The following is a 21533-nucleotide window of genomic DNA, read 5'->3' on the forward strand; positions in this document are numbered from 1 at the left end:
ACTACCTTAAAGGAGAAATGAACAGATGATTAAAAACCTAAAAACCAAGTTTTCCTGCGAGATGCGCTTCACATTACGATGGTCTTCATTTCTACCTGCGACGCTTCTGGCCACGGCTGTAGCATTTGTCATCGCGCTACCCGTAAGCGCAGACAAATCCGAAGCGCCCGCTACATCTGTAAAAAGTGACATTAACATCACGATTAACGAAAAAGTAGTGAAGACGAATACGCCTCCTTTCCTAGACGAAGGTGTGGTTTATCTGCCTTTCCGGGATATCGGGGAACTGCTCGGAACCTTGGTGGCCTGGAACACACAGGCCAAAACGGTGACGATGAGGTATCCGGAACTCACGGTTAAAGTTCCCTTCGGCTCAACCAGCGCATCCGTAAATGGGCAGCGAGTCTCTCTGTCCACACCCCTCCGAATGGTTGGTGGTCGTGTGTATGTACCGATGCGCTTTTTCTCAGAAGCTATTGGAGCGGAAGTTAAATGGGAGGCGACCACACATAACGTACGCATAACGAAGCCGAACGATTACCTCGAGCTGAACCCATTGGCGATATGGTTGAATCGTACGACCCGTGACCTGTATATGGGCAAAGGCGAACAGTCCGATGTACTTTCCATAGGCAAGCTGGAAGCGCAGTTGCAGGGAGCGGTTTCAGTTGAGGGCCCTAGCAGGCATGGTAAGAATACGGTGCTGACATTAGTGGATAGTTATGCAAGTCCTCAACCCCATTATGAAGTCTACACTCTTCTGATCCGTGATAACCAGATCGTCGAGCAGAAGCATGCGTCTTATGACCAGCGGTATGAGTCTAATGCGTCGGATTATCAAGTCTATGATCCGAATGGCTGGATTCAACATGCGGTGCTAACTGACGGCAAGATCGTGTGGGTATATAACGATGAAGGGAAAGTCGTCTCAACGTATGATCTACCACAGCTGACCCAGCAAGACGACGTGTTCGGGGTTCAGGCTGTGGATACCGACTTTCTGGTAGTCCGACCTAATCGCAGCGGCTTGCTGTCACTTATCGACCTGAAGGACAACTCTACTGTGATCCTAGCAGATAAGCTCCTTACGGGAAAAGATTTGGCATATGCTCATGATAACCAGACGCCTTACCCTGGGGATTCACTGAACTTTGCCGGGGACGTGGGGCACGGCGTTTTGGATTTCGGATATGACAGTCCGTTCCCAAATAACAACGGCCAATCAGAACGACTGTCCTACGAACGACCGTCTTATGAAGAAGAACGAAAGGCGCTTCCCAAGGAGCGAAGCTTTCAGGAGATGGCATCCTCATGCTCTATCGATACGGTCGTGTCTGTAGATATTCAGGACGGGGATCTGATATATAAACCGCTGATCGGAACGAATAAGCAGGATCAGGAAGGGATCCGCACGGTTTGCCGCATCCTCAAGAAAATCACCACAGATGGCGTTGAAGTTACGCTACCCCGGACATTTCCGGTGACGTTCTTCCATGGAATGTCAGTGAATTTTTCTACCGACGATTCGGTCAGCATTTACAGAGCATCCGGGGATAGGCTGGCCATGGGTTCCGAGCTTGGAGGAAAAAACATATTTCTTGCCGATGCTCAAATGATCAAGGAATTTGAGAGCCTGAAAGTAGTGCCTAATTAAGAATGAGCTGGAATGTTGGAACCGTACAGTACTCCGGATAAACGATCGCCTAAACAAGCCGAGATTGGTCCGGCTTGTTTTTTTGTGGCCAATTTAGAGGGGGAATCCAAAACCTGCATCTATAGGGCATCCGAGAAATTCGGATTATAATATTGCCATTCTTGCTCTCCGATAACGGATTTCTCTACGCGGTTTAGGCCAAATGGATGTGCCGGGATGGCATGCGGCTACAGGGATTTCGCACCGCGGGTAACTCCCAGCGCACGGAGTGACGTAACATGACGGATTTTATGGTAATATTATCTATATCATATAAATTAGCTTACAAATAGGAGTGAACGTAACATGGCAACTGTATACATGCTTTGTGGTAAAGTGGGGAGCGGGAAGAGCACTTATGCCAAGAAATTGAAAGAACGTTATCAGGCGATGATTCTATCATGTGATGATTTAATGCTATCGCTTTTTGATGAACAATTGGGAGACCAACATCAATTCATTCAGCGTAAAAGTATGGATTATTTATACAATCTTGCAGATGAGTTAGTATCCATAGGTGTGAACGTGGTTGTAGACTTTGGTTTTTGGAGTAAGGCAGAAAGAATCGAAGTGAAACAACACTTCGTGGATAAAGGAATAACGACTGAACTACATTACATAAACACACCAGAAATACAGACGAAGAAACAATTACAGATGCGTAATGAAGCTATAACCGATAGTAACTCGAATGTTTATCATATAACTGAAGAAATGAGACTGTTATTTGATACTAGATTTGAGGAACCCACAGAGGACGAAATTTCTGCAAGATCTGAAGATTATGATATAAATGAACAAAGCAAAGAGGTGAGAATTGAAGGGGATACGATTGATCTACGCTTGGCGTGTGAGTCAGACTTTGAGGATTATTATGCTTTTGTACAAGAGCCCGAATCCAACCGATTTACCGGGACTCAGGGAGATTTTACACAAGATGACATTATGTCATGGATTAAAAAAATTGGTGTTATGAACGATGATCGTGCTGATTTCATCATTGTGGCCAAGGAAACGGGTGAATTTCTCGGTGAAGTCGTGTTGAACGAAATGGATTCGATGAACCGAAGTGCAAATATACGGATTGGTGTAGATACGCGACATACAGGCAAAGGATATGGAACAGAAGCCATGAAGCTGATGCTTAGATACGGTTTCGACACGTTGAAGTTACATCGAATCGACCTGGGCGTATATACATTTAATCCAAGAGCGATTCATGTATATGAGAAGATCGGATTTCAACACGAAGGGATACTCCGAGATGTCCTCTATTCAGATGGGGAATTTCATGACGAGATTAAGATGTCTATCCTTGAGGAAGAGTTTCGCGGAACAATATAGAGGTATTCCTTCCCTGCAATGAATAATATGATATTGGGCCGGGTGTTATCCATGTGGATGTAACAGATGGATAGATGAGAGGGAGGTATCTAAGATGGGACTAGTTGAAATCCAAAGTAGTAACTTTAAGATCAAGAACCCTTCGGAGATTCTTCAAATTATAAGCATTAGTATCTCCTTAGTCATATTTATGAGTTTGTTAAGAAGGTATGACCATGATAGTAATCGAGTACTATTTTATATTGGTTGTGTATGGTTTCTAGTATGTTTAGGTTTGTTGGCAATTCCAATCTATCGATTATTTATGAAACCAACGGTCATGATAATCAACCCAGACTCCTTATTCATTAATGGACGAACAGTTGAAGCGTCAGAGATAAAGACTGTAATGGTAAGAGGGACGTTCCAATCCGTTATAGGAATTAAACCAATTCGTAATAAAATTGTACCCATTGATTTGTGTTTTCGATTTCAAGGTGATGAAGATAAAGGGATAGCCGAACTATCAAGATGGGCGGAGCGTAATGGGATCCCCTTTGTCCAAAAACGCTTTACCACTTGGGTGTAATGACTTCATTTATCTAGATAAAAATAATGAATTATTGTTTGAAATTATACGTTCCATGGGTATACAGTAGAATATGGACAACTAAGAATTCGGAGGTCATATCAAATGAAGAAGCAATTGATTTTTCTTATGCTAGCAGCATCGATTAGTTTAAGTGCATGTGGAAATGGAAATGACAATGGTAAAGAGAACGCTGTAAATGAGACACCCATGGACCACAGTTCGCATTCAAGTTCAAGTGAAGTTCCAAAGGGTCTAAAGGAAGCCGTGAATCCAACCTATAAAGTTGGAAGTGAAGTTATCATCAAAACGGGTCATATGGAAGGAATGGAGGGTGCAAAGGCAACCGTCGTAGGTGCCTATGACACTACAGTTTATGCTGTTTCGTATACTCCGACAACTGGTGGAGAACGAGTAAGTAATCACAAATGGATTATTCACGAAGATATAAAGGATGCTGCTGCCGAACCTTATAAACCAGATGCTGATGTGATCATGAATGCAGATCATATGGAAGGTATGATGGGTGCAACGGCTGTCATTGATACGGCTGAACAGACCACTGTATATATGGTTGATTACACTCCGACAACGGGTGGGGACAAGGTAACTAATCATAAATGGGTAACTGAAAGTGAGATTTCAGCTGCGAAGTGATCATTGGATTCATGAAGAAAGAAGAATGGATAGGGAATCAGATATATTCTGATGACTCTATCCATTCTTTGTATACAGATCAATATGTAGGAGAAAGTTTGAGAGTGTTTTTACATTTACAAATCTCCATTATACGTATTATTAAGTGCTGGCTACTTGTTTTGATTTTGCACGTTGAAAGGTAGTAAGCAGGATAACGATCAAACTGACCACGATAATCCAGACAAGGACGGAAAGAGCTGTGTTCCAAGCCAATTCCTGACCAAAGTAAAAGAGTTCACGAAGCCCCTCAATCATAAAGCGCATCGGTAGCCAAGAGTAAATCCAATCCCGATAGAAAGGCGACATCATCTCAGGTGCCATTGCTAATAAAGGAGCTCCGAAGAATAGCAATAAGGCAAAAAGAGCGATGCCCTTGATTCCAACCAATGAAAGAACAGCTGTAATCATCATGATGAAGCTAAAAGCTGTAATTGTTAAAAATAGAGCGGTATCCATGAAATTCGGAATATTCAGCCCGACCATTGCCTCGGCTAACCAAGTCAAACCGAATCCAATGACCAATGCTGCTACCGTACCTATCACTATCTGCCCAATCTTACTAACTAGTTTTTCTTTTTGAGTGAACATCGGCATTTTGCTGACTGCTAGGAAAAGAATGGCTGAACTAGCCAGACATGCAATCCATAGAGGTTGGAATAATGAAATGGGTGCGTTGCCACCTGCGCTATTCTTCCCAACTTCATTTATATTGGTGACTGTTTTTGTAATAGGCACTGCGATACTGGAAGCCTGCTCTACAGTCAGAGTCGCTCCTTGTGTTTTAAATCCATCGAGTAATTGAGTACGGACGTTGTTATTGATATTATCAACCATGCCATTTAGTAGTTGTGCCGCCATGTTGGATGCGGCTGCATTCATACCTTGATTGACATATATCTGTAATTCCGGTGAAGAAGGCGTTTCGGTTCTTAATGAGACTTGTTTTGCACTGAAATCCTTTGGGATTACCAATGCTGCATAATACTTTTGGTCATCTAACCCCTCTTGGACTGCCGTTGTACTTTCTACTTCCACCCATTTAACTACAGGGTCTTCGTCTGGGGCAGACGCGGAAGCGGTTTGCACCATATCCATGATAGTTTGCCCCATATTTACAGTGGACTGTCCCGGAATCTCTACTCCCTGATCCTCATTTACAACGGCCACCGGCAGTTTTTTCGGTTGCGGCTGGACCGTTGGAAATAAGGTTAACGAAAAGATAAAGACGATAGCCAATGCAATAATGGGTGCTATTACTAACAATCTGTTTTTGAAAAACATATTAAACATATGCAATCCTCCTTAATATTGTTTATAATAACAAACAACCTGTTGTTTATTATATTGCAAATTATAATTACTGATGTGTTTAAAGACAACGGTCAAAAACGGGTGATGTGTTACTTAAAGAACACATTCGCGGGATGTGTCGTTAAAAATATTAGGGAGGAAGTTGTATGCGAGAAGATAGTACAGATTTACGTGTGATTCGGACTAAACAATCGATTCGGGATGCTTTGGTGAAATTGATTGAGGAGAAAGGGTTCGAGGCGATGACCGTCAAAGACATCACTACAACTGCTAAAATTAACAGAGGAACATTTTATGCACACTATCAGGACAAATTCGATTTAATGATTAAATGCGAAGAAGAGATAATGAAGGACATGTCCAGAATTGCCATACATAATTTTCCTGATGTTCTATCCGATATGGAAACGAATTCCTCGACTCCCGCTACTTTTCATCTGCTCATTTTGATTTTTGAATACCTGGATGAAAATAGCGGATTCATGAAAGCCGTCTTAGGCCCAAAAGGAGATTTGTCATTTCAGTCAAGGCTAAAAGAGTTCATGTGGGAAACCTTGTTTGGAGATATCTCCACTAAACTTTTTGATAAGGAGAAATTACTGGTTCCTAGCCAATATTTGATATCTTATGTAGCTTCTGCACATATCGGGATTATCCAACAATGGCTACATAGCGGAAGAAAAGAATCGCCTAAGGAAATGGCACGCATTTTATCTACCATAGCTATTAATGGTCCTTTCAGTGCAGCGGGTCTAAAAAAATAAGGAATACAAAGCTAAGGGATACCTACATTGAAAAAGTCAGTATCCCTTTTTATGAGCTTCAGTATAACATACATAGTTGACGGTGGTAGGAGTGCAAAACAACACCGAGAGGGACAAATATGGTATATTATTAACTTAGATATTCATAATAACAAGTTGCCTACTCAGCAAGGAATAGGAGTATAAATGATAATAGATAAACCGTACCGGATAGGTATTATTGACATTGGCTCCAACTCCATCCGACTGGTTATTTATGATACAACACCCGATGGAGGGTACAAGATTATTAAAGAATGTAAACAGTCAGCTCGTTTGAGTGAGAAAGTTAATGAAGAGGGAATTCTGGATAAGAATGAGATGGCATCCATAGTACCTATTCTCAAACAATTCAGAAAGGTCTGTACTACGTTTGGCGTGGACAGAATTCGTGCGGGAGCAACTGCAGCGATTCGTAATGCTAGTAACTCTCAAGAAATTATTGCGTTCCTATCACAGGAATCTTCCATAGATATTAAGCTTATTTCAGGAAAAGAGGAGGCTTATTTCGGATTTCTAGGTGTCATTAATGCTTTTGATATAGAGGATGGCTTTATTGTTGATATTGGTGGGGGCAGTACGGAAATTACATTGTTTGAGAATCGAAGTTATCAGACAAGTATATCTCTACCTTTTGGTGCGGTGAATACCAATGTCACGTTCGGAAACGATGGTAATTGGAATGAGGAACAAATTCTCAATCTTCGTACATATGTGCTAAGTATGCTTGATGAGCATAAGTGGTTGCAATCTAAACCTGAGTTACCGTTGTTTGGTCTAGGTGGAACGATCCGTTCACTCGGTAAAATAGATCAGAAACATTGCAATTATTCCATGCCGACCTCACATCGCTATGCGTTAGAGACAGATACGATCAATCATCTATTTCATACACTTCCACATCTTTCTCTAGAAAAACGTAAAACTGTAAATGGCTTGTCTAAGAGCCGGACGGATATCATTGTTTCAGGACTTATTATTGCACATACCGTATATCATTATATCCAAGCTAAACATTGTCTAATTAGTGGAGAAGGTCTACGTGAGGGAATGTTGCATGATTTCTTAAATCCCGCCCAACCCGTGAAACCTAATACACTGGAGTATAGCATTCAGACATTATTAGCTTTTGAAGCGGAAGCATCACGTTCACACTTAGAGCATGTCTACACATTATCCAAAGAGATCTACGAAACCTTGCAAGGTGAGGGGGATACGAAGGAGCATAAGAAGCTTTTATACGTATCGATTATGTTGTATCGCATTGGTGGGCATATCAATTATTATCAGTATAACCGACATACCCATTACTGGATTATGAATTCTTCTATTCGAGGACTAACGCATCGAGAGATCATTCTATGTGCGTTAATATCCTCTTACAACACAAAAAGCCGGAAGCAGAAACTGTCCCAAGAACATGAGGACATATTACTACCTTCCGACGAAGTATGGATCCATAAGTTAGGATCTTTAGTGCAACTATGCATTGCTCTCGACCAAAGCGAGACACAAGCTGTGAGATCAATTCATGCAGAGGTTCGAAATAAGACGCTACATCTCACGGTTCAGAGTGATACAGAAACATGGATTGAGCAAGAAGAGATGGATAATGCCGTTAAAGTATTTAAAAATGCATGGGATCTAAAATTGAAGATTGATTTCCCTTCCATTTCTTAACCTTCATAGCCTCAGACTGGCTCCTAAATGGAGCCTTTTTGTCGTCTGCGAATTCATAACTACCGCTAGGTTGTAGAAATCTAGACTTAACGTTGTCTTTAAGAGACAATTGCAGGATTTGGGCGACAAGTGTGAGGATGTGAGGATCATAAACCGGACACATCAGTTCAATACGTCTAGTTAAGTTACGAGTCATCCAATCCGCGCTGGAGATCCATACCTCTGAAGTTCCACCATTTTCAAAATAATAAATACGAGAATGTTCCAAAAAGCGGTCAACAATGCTCCGAACTGTGATTCGATCACTTAATCCTGGAACGCCAGGTCTTAAGCAACATACACCGCGTATAATGAGGTCGATCTGAACACCGGCCTGTGAAGCAGCATATAACTCGTCGATCATCTCTTGATTCGATAAGGAATTCATCTTGGCAATAATTCGTGCAGGTCTACCAGCAGCCGCATGTTCGGCTTCTCTACGAATCAGTTTGAAGAGGGATTGACTCATATTGGACGGTGCAACAGTTATGGCTTCCCAATCATTGTTGGTTGAGTATCCCGTCATTTGATTAAATAGCTCAGAAGCATCTAGTCCAATGCCATGATTGGAAGTGAATAGACTCAAATCTGTATATACTTTGGCTGTGCTGTCGTTGTAATTTCCTGTGCCTACATGAACGTATCGTTGCAAGCCATGATCTTCTTGTCTTACGATTAGTGTTATTTTGGCATGTGTTTTTAACCCAATTAGACCATATACGACGTGGCATCCTGATTTCTCAAGCTTGCGAGCCCATGCGATATTACGTTCTTCATCAAATCTAGCCTTCAATTCCACCACAACGGTAACCTGTTTACCGGATTCTGCAGCTGTCGCTAAGGCTTGGATAAGCGGAGAATTGCCGCTGACACGATACAATGTCATTTTGATTGCCATCACATGCTCATCTTCAGATGCTTGAATGATGAAATCGGTAACAGCCTCAAAGGATTCATATGGATGATATACAAGGACGTCACGTTCTCGTAGCACTTCAAAAAAATCCTCATTCTCATCAAATTCCATCGGATATGCGGGTTCAATAGGGTGATTACTTAAATGGGAGAACCCCTTTAGAGATCCTGCGAAATTATGTAGAAAGCTAAGATCCAGAGGACCATCTATTTCAAAAATAAAGTCTTTAATTTCAAACTCATATTGGAGCTGACTTAGGGCATAGGGATGCATCCCTTTCTCCACTTCTATACATACGGGTGATCCCCATCTACGTTTACGTAATTCCTTCTCAATCTCTTCTAATAGATCTTCGGCGCCTTCTTCGTCAATCGTTAGATCCGAGTTACGTGTAATGCGGAATTCATGAACTGCTATTGGAGCATAACCGCTAAATAGTGTGTGAATATGTCGTTTAATTAGATCTTCTATAAAAATAAATTGGCGTTTCTTACTATTAGTTCGATGAGGAAGAGGAATACATCGCGCTAAGTTGGATGGGATTTGTAAGATTGCGAAATAGGGTTCTTCTTCTACACTTCCTATACGGCTAAGTACGACAGATAAATAAACAAATTGACTATGAACAAGTGGAAAGGGGCGACTCTGATCTACTGCCATAGGAGTTAATACAGGGAAAATGATATCTTGATAATATTGATCCATGGCTTGTTTTTGAACGGTATTCAATTCATTGTAGCTAGAGAATACAATACCCTCTTTTGTTAACAATTTAGAGATATCACGAAATGTACGGTACTGGTCGTTAATCATTTTAGATACTTTTTTCAAAAGACGCATATAGAGACCCGAAGGCGTGTAGCCTGTGAAGTCTTTCTTTGTATACCCAGCTCTAATCTGATCTTGAATTCCTGCTACACGAACACTCATGAACTCATCTAGATTTGTAGATACAATAGCTAGAAAATGAGCCCGTTCTAAGAGAAGCGTGTCTGTATCTTGAGCTTCCTGAAGTACACGTCTGTTAAATTCAATCCAACTTAGATCGCGATTCAAATACGCAGATGATAGGGTAGGTAAGTTACTTTTAAGTGTGGATTTCTCTTCTGAGATCATAATTCCTCCGCCATAATTTGTTATTATTGTCTTCTATCACTCTCAGCTTACAATATAATTGTAAATTCTGTGTAAAAAAATAATATTCATGATGAAATAAATGTAGAAGAGGTACGTCTGATTTGCATTGGTTAACATAATAATAATTATGTTAACCAAGTGTTCGGAAGATCTTTTTTTAGAAATAGTGCCGAGTTCAATTATAGGTCTTATCTTATGTATATTATCATGTTCATCACAAAAGGACATTATCCATATAAGAAAAGCTGGCAGCGCATTCCGAATCATCGGTTTGCACTACCAGCTTTTCTTTTAACTTCATTTTAGTTGCCGAGTTCTTCATCTTTAGGTAGAAATACAGCTAGTATACCGAGTAAAGGTAAGTAGGATGAGATGTTCATGATGAACGGGATGCTAGTGAAATCCGCAATATTCCCCATGACTGCTGAGCCTAATCCCCCAAGACCAAATGCTAAGCCGAAGAACAATCCGGAGATCAAACCTATTTTACCAGGTACTAATTCTTGAGCGTATACCACGATGATCGAGAAAGCTGAGGACAGAATGAACCCTGCACAAATACTCATAACTGCAGCTAATCCCAGTGATACGTGTGGAAGTGCGATAGAGAAGGGGGCTGTTCCTAATATGGACACCCATATAATATTTCTCCGTCCAAATCGGTCAGATAAAGGACCCCCAAAAAACGTACCCACAGCTGCCGCTGCAAGGAATGCAAATAAGAAATACTGTGCATGTTGTACGGTTACACCTTGCGTTTCAATTAAGAAGAACGTGTAGTAAGAAGTGATGCTAGACATGTATACATTTTTTGAAAAAACGAGAAATACTAAGATAACAATCGTCCATATGACATGCGCGCGACTTAACCCGGTTGGACGGACATCTGTGGACAAAGGCTTAGTCTTAACGGGTTTTATGCGTAACGGTTGCTTTCCGTACCATTGAGCTACTTTATATTGGATAATAATAGCCACTACAGCTGCAGTCGTGAACCAGATCACACCGAATTGACCGATTTTGACGAATATAAGGGCGGTCATAATTGGGCCTAATGCACTCCCAATATTACCTCCAACTTGGAAAATTGACTGTGACAGCCCTCGTTTCCCGCCACTGGCCAAGAATGCAACGCGAGATGATTCTGGATGGAATACAGCCGATCCTATTCCGATAGATATAACCGAGAGTAATACGATTGCGAAATTCGGAGCGATAGATAACATGATGATACCTAGCAAAGTGAAACATACGCCAATAGGCAATATGTAAGGGCGCGGTCGAATATCTGCGAACATTCCTACAACCGGTTGTAGAAGAGAAGCTGTAATATTCATAGCGAAGGCTATTAGACCAATCTGACTAAAGGATAAACTCATGGAATCCTTCAGGATTGGAAAAAGAGCGGAGACGGTTGACTGCATCGTGTCGTTCAATAGATGGACAATACTGATCGCAAACAGTATAGGATATACGGTCGATGCAGTAGAAGCGATGGGTGCTGCTTGAGTCTTGGATCCTGCCAAGGAACATACCTCCTATGTATTATGCTGTTTTATAGTACGTGTTCTCGTGTAAATCACCACTTTATCATTATCTTCAATATGGTTTAGTTTGTCACGAAGTATATAGAATAACTCATAAAAAACGCATTAAAATAATTGCGTATAACTTAAATTATACGCTGTTTTGATTTAAATGGATTTGTTAAGTGGATCACGGCCGCTATCTCACGTTATTTGTAACCTTTTATTGGAAAAAATGATACCAAAATGGATTTTGTTCAAATCGCGTAAGTTCTTTCTCTAAAATGAACTAATTGTGCTAACGACTGAACTTCATGTTAAAATTAATTTCTACGAAGAGATAACAGTGAAGAAAGGGAGTGACTACCCGTGAACGAATGGACAGAAGTTTATGAAGAAGCGTTGGATGGTTTTTTAATCTGGATGAAAGACGCCGGGTATACAACTTACACACAGAAATCGTATCTCGGAGATGTACATGAATTTTTGGCTTCACTCAATGGAAAGTCATTAGACAGTGTTAGGAAATTCCATGTTGTATCTTATTTATCATCTGTCCGTGAACGTGGCGTAAGTGATTCTACACGTAATCGTAAACATGCTTCAGTTTCATGTTTTTTTAAAGCGTTAATGGAATTGGAACTACATAACGTAAATCCTGCAGTAGGTATCAAGAAATCAAAAACAGACAAGTATCGTGCACCCGTCTATTTAGAGGAATCTGAAATGCAAAGGTTCTTTAGTGCGGTGGAAGGAAAACATCGTGACCGTAATTTAGCAATCTTTCTTTTAATGGCATACATGGGTCTGCGTGTAGGTGAAGTGCATACGCTGAACTTAAGTGATTTCAATTCGGAGGGTCGATTACTTAGTGTATTTGGTAAAGGGCGTAAATGGCGAACAGTTCCCGTTCCTGAATCGGTATGTCCTGTATTGGAGCGGGCAGTGAGCGAACGTATTGAGCCTAAGCGTAATAAAGAGGTAGCGATGTTTATCTCACAAAAGGGTCGTCGGTTATCGATTCGATCGATTCAACAAGCGGCATCGGATACGTTCGATCGGTTTCAGAGTGATATCCAACCGATGCAACGAATACCTTATTCCAGCCATAAGTTGCGCCATTCTTTTGCCACGATGTTGCTACGAAAGGGAGCAGATCTGAGAACCGTTCAGGAGTTATTAGGTCATTCCTCCATTCAGACGACTACGGTGTATACCCATATTACGAGTCGTGAGAAAGAGGAAGCGATGTCCAGACTCACTTTGGAATTACCTTCATTTTCTATAAGTGAACAGGATATTGAAGAGGAAAAGAATGAAAAAGTGAGGATGTAGGAATTAAAAGTGATGCTAAAAAATGAACGATCAGTATTGGTTAACATAATAAATATTATGTTAACCAATACTTTTTCTATCTACTTCATTTATATATTTCCTAGCTTCAAGATCGAAGGTCCAAACACAATAAATCACTTTTTATGGTCGTTTTGCACTCATTAGAACATATGTTCGAACCTCGAATAATTCTCATTTTTAATCATCAAGGAGGATTACACCCATAAATTGTCTTGTTTGGAGGATTTAGATGCAATATATTGGTTTTGTAGCTACTAATACGAGACTGAAGCATAGTGATACCGGAATTAAAAGAGCAATTTGAAGACGATGGAACATATGTTCGCTATGCGGTCTAAAAGATGAGGGGTTACACGCGTCAGAGGGAACCTTTCACAATTAGCTGCAGTTGAAGCAACACAATCTCTTGAGGTCATATTCGCTCTAACATTAATTCATTCATCTAAAATAAGCACAAGAAAGGATTTAAACACATGTTTACATTATCTTCACTTATGATATTTATCGGTGCTTCCATCTTATTGATCCTCATACCAGGTCCTGATCTTATATTTGCTGTTACACAGGGAATGACCAATGGAAGGAAAGCGGGAGTCTACACGGCTGTGGGATTAAGTCTTGGAAGTATCGTTCACACCTTAGCCGCAGCACTGGGACTTTCTATTATTGTTACGACATCTGCAACTGCATTCAGCCTATTTAAATGGGCGGGGGCTCTTTATTTGTTCTACCTAGCCTTTAAGTCTATTAAATATCGTAAGAGTCCTATCCAGTTGAATGCGAGTCAGCCGAAAGGGCAGCGGAGTTTATTGCTTAGAGGGCTTACTATGAATGTCCTTAATCCAAAGGTCGCTATATTTTTCCTTACTTTTCTACCGCAATTTGTTGATTATACAACCGGGTATGTCCCACTTCAAATGATTGTTTTAGGGTTGATTTTCCTAGTCTTATCTGGTGTCATTTTTTCAATACTCGCCTATTTTGCAGGGACTTTCAGTCATAAATTATTGGCCAGACCTAAATTTAGTGAATATTCTAATGTTACGGCTTCTGCCATATATATAGGATTAGGATTGAAATTGGCAACCACTCAACCTTAAATTAGACAATATTTTTGTAAAAAAACCGTGATCGATGTATAATTATATCTTGTAACTATAAAAATCATAATATTTTTAAAGGAGAAGATGAAGTAGTGGAAAGTGGCAGGCCGGGGTTAAATCTATTTTTAATCGCTATATTAATTGCATTAACAGCTTTTTTCGTAGCGGTGGAATTCGCTATGGTACGTCTTCGTTCAAGTCGAGTGGATCAAATGATCAGTGAAGGTAGAAAGAATGCATCGGCTGTAAAAAGGGTACTAGACAATTTAGATGGTTACTTATCTGCTTGTCAATTGGGTATTACGATTACGTCACTCGGACTAGGTTGGTTGGGTGAGCCAACAGTAGAAAGTATTCTACATCCTTTATTTGCGAAAATGCAACTAGCTCAAGGCTTAAATGATTTCATTTCGTTCGTTATTGCATTCGTTGTTATTACGTACTTGCACGTCGTAGTAGGTGAATTGGCACCTAAGACGATTGCTATACGGAAAACGGAGACCATTGCATTATTAACTGCCCAACCTATCATATTGTTTGACAAAGTGATGAGACCCTTCATATGGACTTTAAATGGTTCGGCTAATCAATTAGTTAAAATGATCGGGATCAAGCCTGCATCAGAACATGAAGAAGCCCATTCCGAGGAAGAGCTTCAGATTATAATAAATGAAAGTTACGAAAGTGGTAAGATCAACAAGAATGAACTCGGGTATGTAAATCGTATTTTTGCTTTTGATAACATGCTTGCAAAGGATATTCTTGTACCTCGTACAGATATGGTGTGCTTATATACAGATAAGACCCAAAAGGAAAATATGGAGATTATCAAGAGAGAGCAATATACTCGATTTCCAGTAGCACACGAGAATAAGGATAACATTATCGGGATTATTAATACGAAGCAATTTTTCTTAGCTTATGATGATAACCCTAATGTTGAAGTTTCAACCTTGATGCAACCTGTGATGTCAGTTCCTGAGACTGCTTCTGTAGATGCATTGTTAAAGAAAATGCAAAGAGAAAGCACTCATATTGCCATTCTAGTGGATGAATACGGTGGAACCTCGGGTATGGTTACCATCGAAGATATATTAGAACAGATCGTTGGCGAGATTCGCGATGAATTTGATGGTGAAGAAGAGCAGGAAATCACAAAAGTCGCTGATAATCATATTATCGCGGATGGTAAAGTATCGTTAATGCATATTAATAACCTACTCCCAACTGAGTTTGATACGGAAGAGTGGGATTCTATAGGTGGATGGCTATATGGTCATCATTCTGAACTAGAAGAAGGAGATCAATGGCAACATGAGAATGTGACATTTACCCTTCTTGAGAAAGATAAACATCGTTATTGTAAAGTTGAACTCATTGTTGAATCATAATCATAGATATAGATCGAGAGCAGCCCTATGTGGCTGCTTTTTTTTGCGTTTTTAACAATAATAATGAGGGAAATGCTGGATATGTTTTTATTTTCCGTTTTTTTGTAATTGACATCGTACATAATAAAAGAAGATAATAATCAGCGGCATAAGAAGCAATAAGGAGAGAGAACATGGACTTATTTCGAAAAAAATCAGCATCCAGTTACATTGAAGAAGGGAATTCTAAAGATCAGTCAGCAACATTAAGAAAGTCATTGGGCGCGATGGACCTTACTATCCTAGGCGTCGGAGCCATTATTGGAACGGGTATATTTGTTCTTACAGGAGTTGCAGCTGCTGAACATGCAGGACCCGGATTAGTTCTATCCTTTGTAGTTGCAGCTATCGCGTGTGTTCTTGCGGCTTTATGTTATTCGGAGTTTGCTTCATCTGTACCTGTATCAGGAAGCGCATATGCTTACAGTTATACCGCATTTGGTGAAGTGTTTGCATGGATTCTAGGATGGGACCTTGCACTTGAATACGGTGTCGCGGGCGCAGCCGTGGCCAGTGGTTGGTCTGGTTACTTAAAGGGGTTATTAGATGGTTTTGGTGTTCACTTGCCTACAGCCATTTCTGGACCCTTTAATATGTCGGAGGGGACTTACATAGATCTTCCTGCAGTTCTAATTATTCTTTTAATTTGTTTTATGTTGACTAGAGGAATTCAGGAAACGGCTCGATTCAACACCATTATGGTTATGATTAAGATTGCAGTCATTTTATTATTTATTGGTGTTGGTATTTTTTATGTAAAACCTTCGAATTGGTCCCCATTTCTACCCTATGGGATGACTGGTGTCTTTAATGGTGCGGCCGCTGTGTTTTTTGCATATATAGGGTTCGATGCCCTATCAACAGCGGCAGAAGAAGTGAAGAATCCTCAACGAGATCTACCAATTGGGATCATATCTTCTCTTGCTATATGTACCATTCTTTATATCGTTGTATCTCTGGTTATTACAGGAATTGTTCCCTTTGGACAACTTAACGTGACAGATCCTGTTGCCTTCGCATTACGATTTGTTGATCAGAACTTGGTGGCTGGACTCATATCATTAGGTGCGATAGCGGGTATGACTACCGTACTCTTAGTACTACTGTATGGTCAATCACGTTTGTTGTTTGCCATTTCTCGTGATGGGATGCTGCCAAAGGTGCTCTCCCGTATTAATACGAAGACACAAGTTCCGGTGGTAAGTACATGGATAACAGGCATTCTGATAGCTATTCTTGCTGGATTAATTCCATTGGACAAGCTTGCTAGTCTAACGAGTATTGGAACGTTATTCGCATTTGCAGTTGTTTCATTAGGAATCATCTTTATGCGAATTTCCAATCCAGACTTACCTAGAGGTTTTAAAGTGCCATGGGTACCCTTTATCCCACTACTGAGTGCTGCGGCATGTTTCTATTTAATGTTCAATTTAAGCAAAGAAACATGGCAGGGGTTCTTAATATGGTTAATTATTGGTATGATCATATATTTCTTGTACGGATATAGACATAGTAAGTTGAATAAGTGATTTTCTGAGATTACAGCATATCATTCCAGAAGCAGCTCGATGTTAAGAGCTGCTTTTGTGTATAGAAAGATTATGTTAACCATAATCTATAATTTATTGAATGATTAGTTTATAGTGTTAACTATAAGGTTGACTGGATCTTGTTTTTTTCTAGTAATCAACTATGCATTTCACTTAATATGATATAATATTCACTTAGATTAAGCATCAATAAACCTTCTGTTTTAAAACGAAGGGTATTCTGAGAGGTTAAGCTAAATCATGATTTTTCAGAATCGGTAATGGATGGAGGCAAAACTAATGAAATTACAACGACATAAATACGCTCAAATTGTCATCCTATTGGGTCTGCTACTTACGGCTTGCTCCAATAATAATGCTGTTATAGATACACAACCTGCGCAAGAACAAGAAGATACCAGTGAGCTGGGACAGACTTTAAATGTAGTTACCCCAGATGTGTCCAATGTGGAAACTGTCACCAAAGAACAAGAACAATATCAGATTCAGACTCGGTTAGTGGACTTTCACCTTATAAACGATACTACTGGGCTAGCGTGGGGATTAACGAGAAACTCGTTGAGGCTCTATCTTACAGAGGATCGGGGCGAAACCTGGATTAATATTTCTCCTGCAGCGAATGTGCAGTTTACAAAGAATCCTAGCTACGGAACAGATGTATTCTTCTTAGATGAAAATAATGGCTGGGTTGTTCGTAATGGCGAAGGAAAGAATGAAACCGTAGTTCTACGGACAACAAATTCTGGTAAACAATGGAGGATATCCTCCTTACCTAAATCAGATACGATAAAGGGAATTTCCTTCATATCAATGGCTCGGGGATGGATTCTAACTTCTTCGGCTGCTTCGATGGGGCAAGAGGAGAAATATCTATTTAGAACGGATGATGGTGGCGGAACTTGGAAAAAGGTAATGCAGAATACAGGGTCACCCAACGCTTCAAAAGATACGGAGAAGTCCATTTCTTATGATGGTTACTTAGAGGGTATGACATTTATTGATCCGCTTCGTGGATTTGTCACGCTTCAAGAATTAGGGAGTTCCTCGTTATATACCACTGATGACGGAGGGAGTTCGTGGTTATCAGTGCCCAATTTCGTGGATACCACTAAAATGAGTACTTGTAGTACATTGGAGTTGGGTAATCCTCAATTCAAAGAAAAATCAGGAGATAATGGGTTTATACCTCTGGCATGTACAGTAGGGGATAAGACAAAATTCAACGGATATTTCACGTCGGATCAAGGTGTGACATGGCAGTTGAAATCATTTAACCTGAATTGGTCACAAGGATTGAATCAAATGTTGCCTCCTGTCTTTTTGAATCAAAATGAAGGTTGGTATTTACAGGATTCGGTTGTCTATCACACGTTAAATCAAGGAAGGACTTGGGAAGCGTTAGCTACTAGTAGAACACTACAAGATTATATCAAGATGTATCCAAGTGTCGTTAAATTCGAATTCATCTCATCTAAGTCAGGCTGGATATTGTTAGAGAATACGGATAATAAGCGTTCACTGTTGTTACAGACTTTGGACGGGGGCATAACTTGGAAAGTACTATAAGATAAAGAGATGCTAAGTAATAGAGGATTATTTCCAAGTACAACCGATGTAAAGCAAGTACAACCAAATAAGCACACAGTTAAACCCAAGGAAGTACAATCAAACCTAAACAAGACAACCAAAATAAGCACAGCCAAACCTAGGTAAATACAATCAAATACAACCTAAATCTAACCAAATTTAACTCAATCGAACCCAGGCCAACTGGCTCTTGAGGATTGAATATTGTAACAACTCTGATTCTTATATACTGAAATTGGTTAGATATGGGGACTAGGAGAACTGAGGCTGATGAATGAGTGGGAGCATAAAAAGGTCCGAAGGATCAGAAATAGTTAGTGGGAGCGGTGATTTCATAGTAACGGTGAATAGTTATTGTAACGGAAACAGTGACTTTGAACGGTGAAGGTAACTTAGTGGAATAGTTAACGGGAGCGGGAATGGTGTAGATACCGGAAACACGGAGGGAGTGATGATGGTGATCAACCCCGGTTACCAGAGTACAGAGATATTAGTCCATAAATTGGAGTTACGATCGATGGGTGGTTACGTATTTCAGTTAGCAGGAGAATCTCCAGTTGGAGGAACTCTTATGGGTCTACACAGTCATATTAGCAGAAAAAACTCCTGTTACATCGTAGATCCCATCACCAGTACGTTTTCAGATGCATCAAGTAAACTATTTAAATGAATCTCTCCGTACAGTGGATTACGCTCTACTGGGTTGTTATTCTTAGGGCAGCGATGGACTGGCTTATGTCAGCTACGGGATGCTAAGCGTTATTTATGAGGTCATATTAAGATGAAAATAATAAAGTTTTAAATTTAATGCAAGTATGTGAAATTAATCACAATAAATACTTTATATTTATGGTATCTTTAGTTTGTAAACAAGATAGATAAGAGAATGGAGTGGGCAAGATGACAAATTTCAATAATGAAACCGACGTAACTAGTAAAAAATTACTTCAATTCTGCTATACATGTGAGGATGCTCATTTATGTGATTCTGAAGAAAAATGCCAAGCTTGTTGGTCAGAACAAGGAATGTTGGCTGATCAAGAAGAAATGAACGAAACACAAGTTTTGTTACAAATGGTTCATGCATAATATATATATAAATAGGATAGTAACGTGATGAGTAACACGAAGTGTGCATTTGAGCTTTGTGATACTCATCTTTTTTGTGTCTAGATATGTTTAATAAGATTTGCGAAGAATTGATCAATAATTGATATGCTTGGCAAGTACATCGCATATACATGTTAGTGGAGAGTCCAATAGTGTATAACGATGTCAGTAAATTATGGAGATCATACGTTACATAAGTTGCATTCCCTCTCCACGCCAATACTTTCGAAGATTGTTAGGATAATGCACAACTTTGAAGTATCCATTTATACGGGAAGTTAAACCCAAGTTGGCGTTAGTATGAAAGGGGGAGAAGGATGGGATTAGACTCTTTTTGGATGTTCGATTTTGTAGGAACCGTCATGCCGATCTTTATCATTGTAATTGTAGCTATTCTGTTATTGAGTGTTGGAAAGAGCATATTACAATGGAATAACAACAATAGACAGCCTTTACTTACTGTAGACTCTTGTATTGTGAGTAAGCGTATTGAAGTGAAGCAACACAATAACCAACAGAATGATCAGGTAACAAGTTACACTCGTACTAGTTATTATATAACCTTTGAAGTGGGTAGTGGAGATCGGATAGAGTTCACTGTCAATGGGGATGAGTATGGTCTTTGTGCGGAAGGTGATCAGGGGCAACTAACGTTTCAGGGAACTCGTTATATGGGATTCCATCGTAATCCTAGGTTCACCACACAGGATGATGCACGTTCTGGACGAAGGGGATATGAGTAATAGAGTAATACCTACAACTGCCTTAATCATAAGGCGGTTTTTTCTGTTTTGTATATATCCTGATTGGATTAGAAGATTAGTTATTTCTGTAGTAGCATTAAAGATGTCATAATAAATCTAAATTTTTTTATTGATTAGAAGAGGAGGCTAGTTAATCATGTCTTTTGAAAATAAAGTAGTCGTAATAACTGGTGCAGCACAAGGCATTGGACAAGGTATCGCCAACATGTATGCCACGAGAGGCGCACGAGTCGTCGTAGCAGATCTAGATGCTGTAAAAGGTGAAACAACCGCAGCAACAATTCGCCAAGAGGGTGGAACAGCCATATTCATTCCCTGTGATGTGAGGTTAGAAGAAGATATTCAGCGGCTCATGGCATTAACTATGGAGGAATTCGGAACGATCGATATTTTGATCAATAATGCGGGTGTTTCCCGCTTCAAGTCTCCTTTTGAATTAACCGTGGATGAATGGGATGATGTATTAAACACAAATGCTCGAAGCTGTTTTCTAGCGACACGTGAAGCTGCGAAGATCATGAAGAGTCAAGGGACGAGAGGTGCAATCGTAAACATTTCTTCAACACGCTCCATAATGTCTGAACCTGATTCTGAAGCATACGCAGCATCTAAGGGGGCAATTCTTGCATTGTCTCATGCGATGGCTATCTCTCTTGGAAAAGAAGGGATTCGAGTGAATAGTATCAGCCCTGGCTGGATCGAGACACAGGATTACAAAGCACTCAGCGCCTTAGATCACGAACAACATCCTGCTGGACGTGTGGGAACCCCTGAAGATGTTGCTCGCACCTGTCTTTACTTAACGGATCCAGATAACTCTTTCATAACAGGTACCAATGTTGTACTAGATGGGGGAATGACACGAAAAATGATGTATGAAGAATGAACTGAAGAAGACAGCACTCCGTTCCTCGCTA

The 21533-nt window shown here is 40.1% G+C and carries 18 protein-coding genes; 15 read left to right on the forward strand and 3 right to left on the reverse strand.

From position 1 onward, the window contains the following. Positions 1-25 precede the first annotated feature (25 nt). The 4 genes from AC1D7X_RS19145 to AC1D7X_RS19160 all read left to right on the forward strand — a co-directional run bounded on the left by AC1D7X_RS19145 (position 26) and on the right by AC1D7X_RS19160 (position 4262). The gene (locus AC1D7X_RS19145; protein WP_495475951.1) at positions 26-1654 is read left to right on the forward strand and encodes a copper amine oxidase N-terminal domain-containing protein; all 1629 of its coding nucleotides are present in this window, start codon (positions 26-28) and stop codon (positions 1652-1654) included. A gap of 345 nt (positions 1655-1999) precedes the next feature. Beyond that, the gene (locus tag AC1D7X_RS19150) at positions 2000-3037 is read left to right on the forward strand and encodes a GNAT family N-acetyltransferase (protein WP_495475952.1); all 1038 of its coding nucleotides are present in this window, start codon (positions 2000-2002) and stop codon (positions 3035-3037) included. 94 nt (positions 3038-3131) lie between these two features. Beyond that, positions 3132-3605: a hypothetical protein gene (locus AC1D7X_RS19155; RefSeq protein WP_495457477.1), complete on the forward strand. Its 474-nt coding sequence runs from the start codon at positions 3132-3134 to the stop codon at positions 3603-3605. A 105-nt stretch (positions 3606-3710) separates the two neighbouring features. Beyond that, entirely contained in the window at positions 3711-4262 is a 552-nt protein-coding gene (locus tag AC1D7X_RS19160) for a YdhK family protein (protein ID WP_495457476.1), read from the forward strand. Positions 4263-4403: 141 nt separating this feature from the next. Here AC1D7X_RS19160 and AC1D7X_RS19165 read toward each other — a convergent pair whose 3' ends face one another. Next, positions 4404-5594 (reverse strand): YhgE/Pip domain-containing protein, encoded by a 1191-nt coding sequence (locus tag AC1D7X_RS19165; RefSeq protein WP_495457475.1) that lies wholly within the window; start codon positions 5592-5594, stop codon positions 4404-4406. Positions 5595-5761: 167 nt separating this feature from the next. Here AC1D7X_RS19165 and AC1D7X_RS19170 point away from each other — a divergent pair, with 167 nt between their 5' ends. After that, entirely contained in the window at positions 5762-6379 is a 618-nt protein-coding gene (locus AC1D7X_RS19170; RefSeq protein ID WP_495457474.1) for a TetR/AcrR family transcriptional regulator, read from the forward strand. 186 nt (positions 6380-6565) lie between these two features. After that, positions 6566-8098, forward strand: coding sequence for a Ppx/GppA phosphatase family protein (locus tag AC1D7X_RS19175; RefSeq protein ID WP_495457473.1), 1533 nt, complete (start codon positions 6566-6568; stop codon positions 8096-8098). Here AC1D7X_RS19175 and ppk1 read toward each other — a convergent pair. Both ppk1 and AC1D7X_RS19185 read right to left on the reverse strand, forming a co-directional pair. Beyond that, positions 8046-10169, reverse strand: coding sequence for a polyphosphate kinase 1 (ppk1, locus tag AC1D7X_RS19180; RefSeq protein ID WP_495457472.1), 2124 nt, complete (start codon positions 10167-10169; stop codon positions 8046-8048). The two genes, AC1D7X_RS19175 and ppk1, sit on opposite strands and share 53 nt — an antisense overlap. Positions 10170-10492: 323 nt before the next feature. Beyond that, positions 10493-11716 (reverse strand): MFS transporter, encoded by a 1224-nt coding sequence (locus AC1D7X_RS19185; protein WP_495457471.1) that lies wholly within the window; start codon positions 11714-11716, stop codon positions 10493-10495. A gap of 423 nt (positions 11717-12139) precedes the next feature. Here AC1D7X_RS19185 and AC1D7X_RS19190 point away from each other — a divergent pair, with 423 nt between their 5' ends. The 9 genes from AC1D7X_RS19190 to AC1D7X_RS19230 all read left to right on the forward strand — a co-directional run bounded on the left by AC1D7X_RS19190 (position 12140) and on the right by AC1D7X_RS19230 (position 21502). Next, positions 12140-13051, forward strand: coding sequence for a tyrosine-type recombinase/integrase (locus AC1D7X_RS19190; RefSeq protein ID WP_495457522.1), 912 nt, complete (start codon positions 12140-12142; stop codon positions 13049-13051). Between the two features lie 494 nt (positions 13052-13545). Beyond that, complete coding sequence (locus AC1D7X_RS19195) at positions 13546-14172, forward strand: LysE family translocator (RefSeq protein WP_495457470.1); 627 nt, start codon at positions 13546-13548, stop codon at positions 14170-14172. 95 nt (positions 14173-14267) lie between these two features. Beyond that, positions 14268-15566: a hemolysin family protein gene (locus tag AC1D7X_RS19200; RefSeq protein ID WP_495457469.1), complete on the forward strand. Its 1299-nt coding sequence runs from the start codon at positions 14268-14270 to the stop codon at positions 15564-15566. A gap of 173 nt (positions 15567-15739) precedes the next feature. Beyond that, positions 15740-17134 (forward strand): branched-chain amino acid transporter BcaP, encoded by a 1395-nt coding sequence (gene bcaP / locus AC1D7X_RS19205; protein ID WP_495475953.1) that lies wholly within the window; start codon positions 15740-15742, stop codon positions 17132-17134. Positions 17135-17434: 300 nt separating this feature from the next. Continuing rightward, positions 17435-18721, forward strand: a complete 1287-nt coding sequence (locus AC1D7X_RS19210; RefSeq protein ID WP_495475954.1) for a WD40/YVTN/BNR-like repeat-containing protein — start codon at positions 17435-17437, stop codon at positions 18719-18721. A 472-nt stretch (positions 18722-19193) separates the two neighbouring features. Beyond that, entirely contained in the window at positions 19194-19412 is a 219-nt protein-coding gene (locus AC1D7X_RS19215; RefSeq protein WP_495475955.1) for a hypothetical protein, read from the forward strand. Positions 19413-19642: 230 nt separating this feature from the next. Further along, positions 19643-19831, forward strand: coding sequence for a hypothetical protein (locus AC1D7X_RS19220; RefSeq protein ID WP_495457465.1), 189 nt, complete (start codon positions 19643-19645; stop codon positions 19829-19831). A 338-nt stretch (positions 19832-20169) separates the two neighbouring features. After that, positions 20170-20595, forward strand: a complete 426-nt coding sequence (locus AC1D7X_RS19225; protein WP_495457464.1) for a DUF2500 domain-containing protein — start codon at positions 20170-20172, stop codon at positions 20593-20595. Between the two features lie 157 nt (positions 20596-20752). Further along, positions 20753-21502 carry an SDR family NAD(P)-dependent oxidoreductase gene (locus tag AC1D7X_RS19230; RefSeq protein WP_495457463.1) on the forward strand — a complete coding sequence of 250 codons (750 nt, stop codon included), beginning with the start codon at positions 20753-20755 and terminating at the stop codon, positions 21500-21502. Positions 21503-21533: the final 31 nt, after the last annotated feature.

The sequence above is a fragment of the Paenibacillus sp. Y568 genome, from assembly GCF_059445545.1.

Coding starts and splice junctions, on each gene's coding strand:
- AC1D7X_RS19145 (WP_495475951.1), top strand. CDS start 26: ATGATTAAAAACCTAAAAACCAAGTTTTCCTGCGAGATGCGCTTCACA.
- AC1D7X_RS19150 (WP_495475952.1), top strand. CDS start 2,000: ATGGCAACTGTATACATGCTTTGTGGTAAAGTGGGGAGCGGGAAGAGC.
- AC1D7X_RS19155 (WP_495457477.1), top strand. CDS start 3,132: ATGGGACTAGTTGAAATCCAAAGTAGTAACTTTAAGATCAAGAACCCT.
- AC1D7X_RS19160 (WP_495457476.1), top strand. CDS start 3,711: ATGAAGAAGCAATTGATTTTTCTTATGCTAGCAGCATCGATTAGTTTA.
- AC1D7X_RS19165 (WP_495457475.1), bottom strand. CDS start 5,594: ATGTTTAATATGTTTTTCAAAAACAGATTGTTAGTAATAGCACCCATT.
- AC1D7X_RS19170 (WP_495457474.1), top strand. CDS start 5,762: ATGCGAGAAGATAGTACAGATTTACGTGTGATTCGGACTAAACAATCG.
- AC1D7X_RS19175 (WP_495457473.1), top strand. CDS start 6,566: ATGATAATAGATAAACCGTACCGGATAGGTATTATTGACATTGGCTCC.
- ppk1 (WP_495457472.1), bottom strand. CDS start 10,169: ATGATCTCAGAAGAGAAATCCACACTTAAAAGTAACTTACCTACCCTA.
- AC1D7X_RS19190 (WP_495457522.1), top strand. CDS start 12,140: ATGAAAGACGCCGGGTATACAACTTACACACAGAAATCGTATCTCGGA.
- AC1D7X_RS19195 (WP_495457470.1), top strand. CDS start 13,546: ATGTTTACATTATCTTCACTTATGATATTTATCGGTGCTTCCATCTTA.
- bcaP (WP_495475953.1), top strand. CDS start 15,740: ATGGACTTATTTCGAAAAAAATCAGCATCCAGTTACATTGAAGAAGGG.
- AC1D7X_RS19210 (WP_495475954.1), top strand. CDS start 17,435: ATGAAATTACAACGACATAAATACGCTCAAATTGTCATCCTATTGGGT.
- AC1D7X_RS19215 (WP_495475955.1), top strand. CDS start 19,194: ATGATGGTGATCAACCCCGGTTACCAGAGTACAGAGATATTAGTCCAT.
- AC1D7X_RS19220 (WP_495457465.1), top strand. CDS start 19,643: ATGACAAATTTCAATAATGAAACCGACGTAACTAGTAAAAAATTACTT.
- AC1D7X_RS19225 (WP_495457464.1), top strand. CDS start 20,170: ATGGGATTAGACTCTTTTTGGATGTTCGATTTTGTAGGAACCGTCATG.
- AC1D7X_RS19230 (WP_495457463.1), top strand. CDS start 20,753: ATGTCTTTTGAAAATAAAGTAGTCGTAATAACTGGTGCAGCACAAGGC.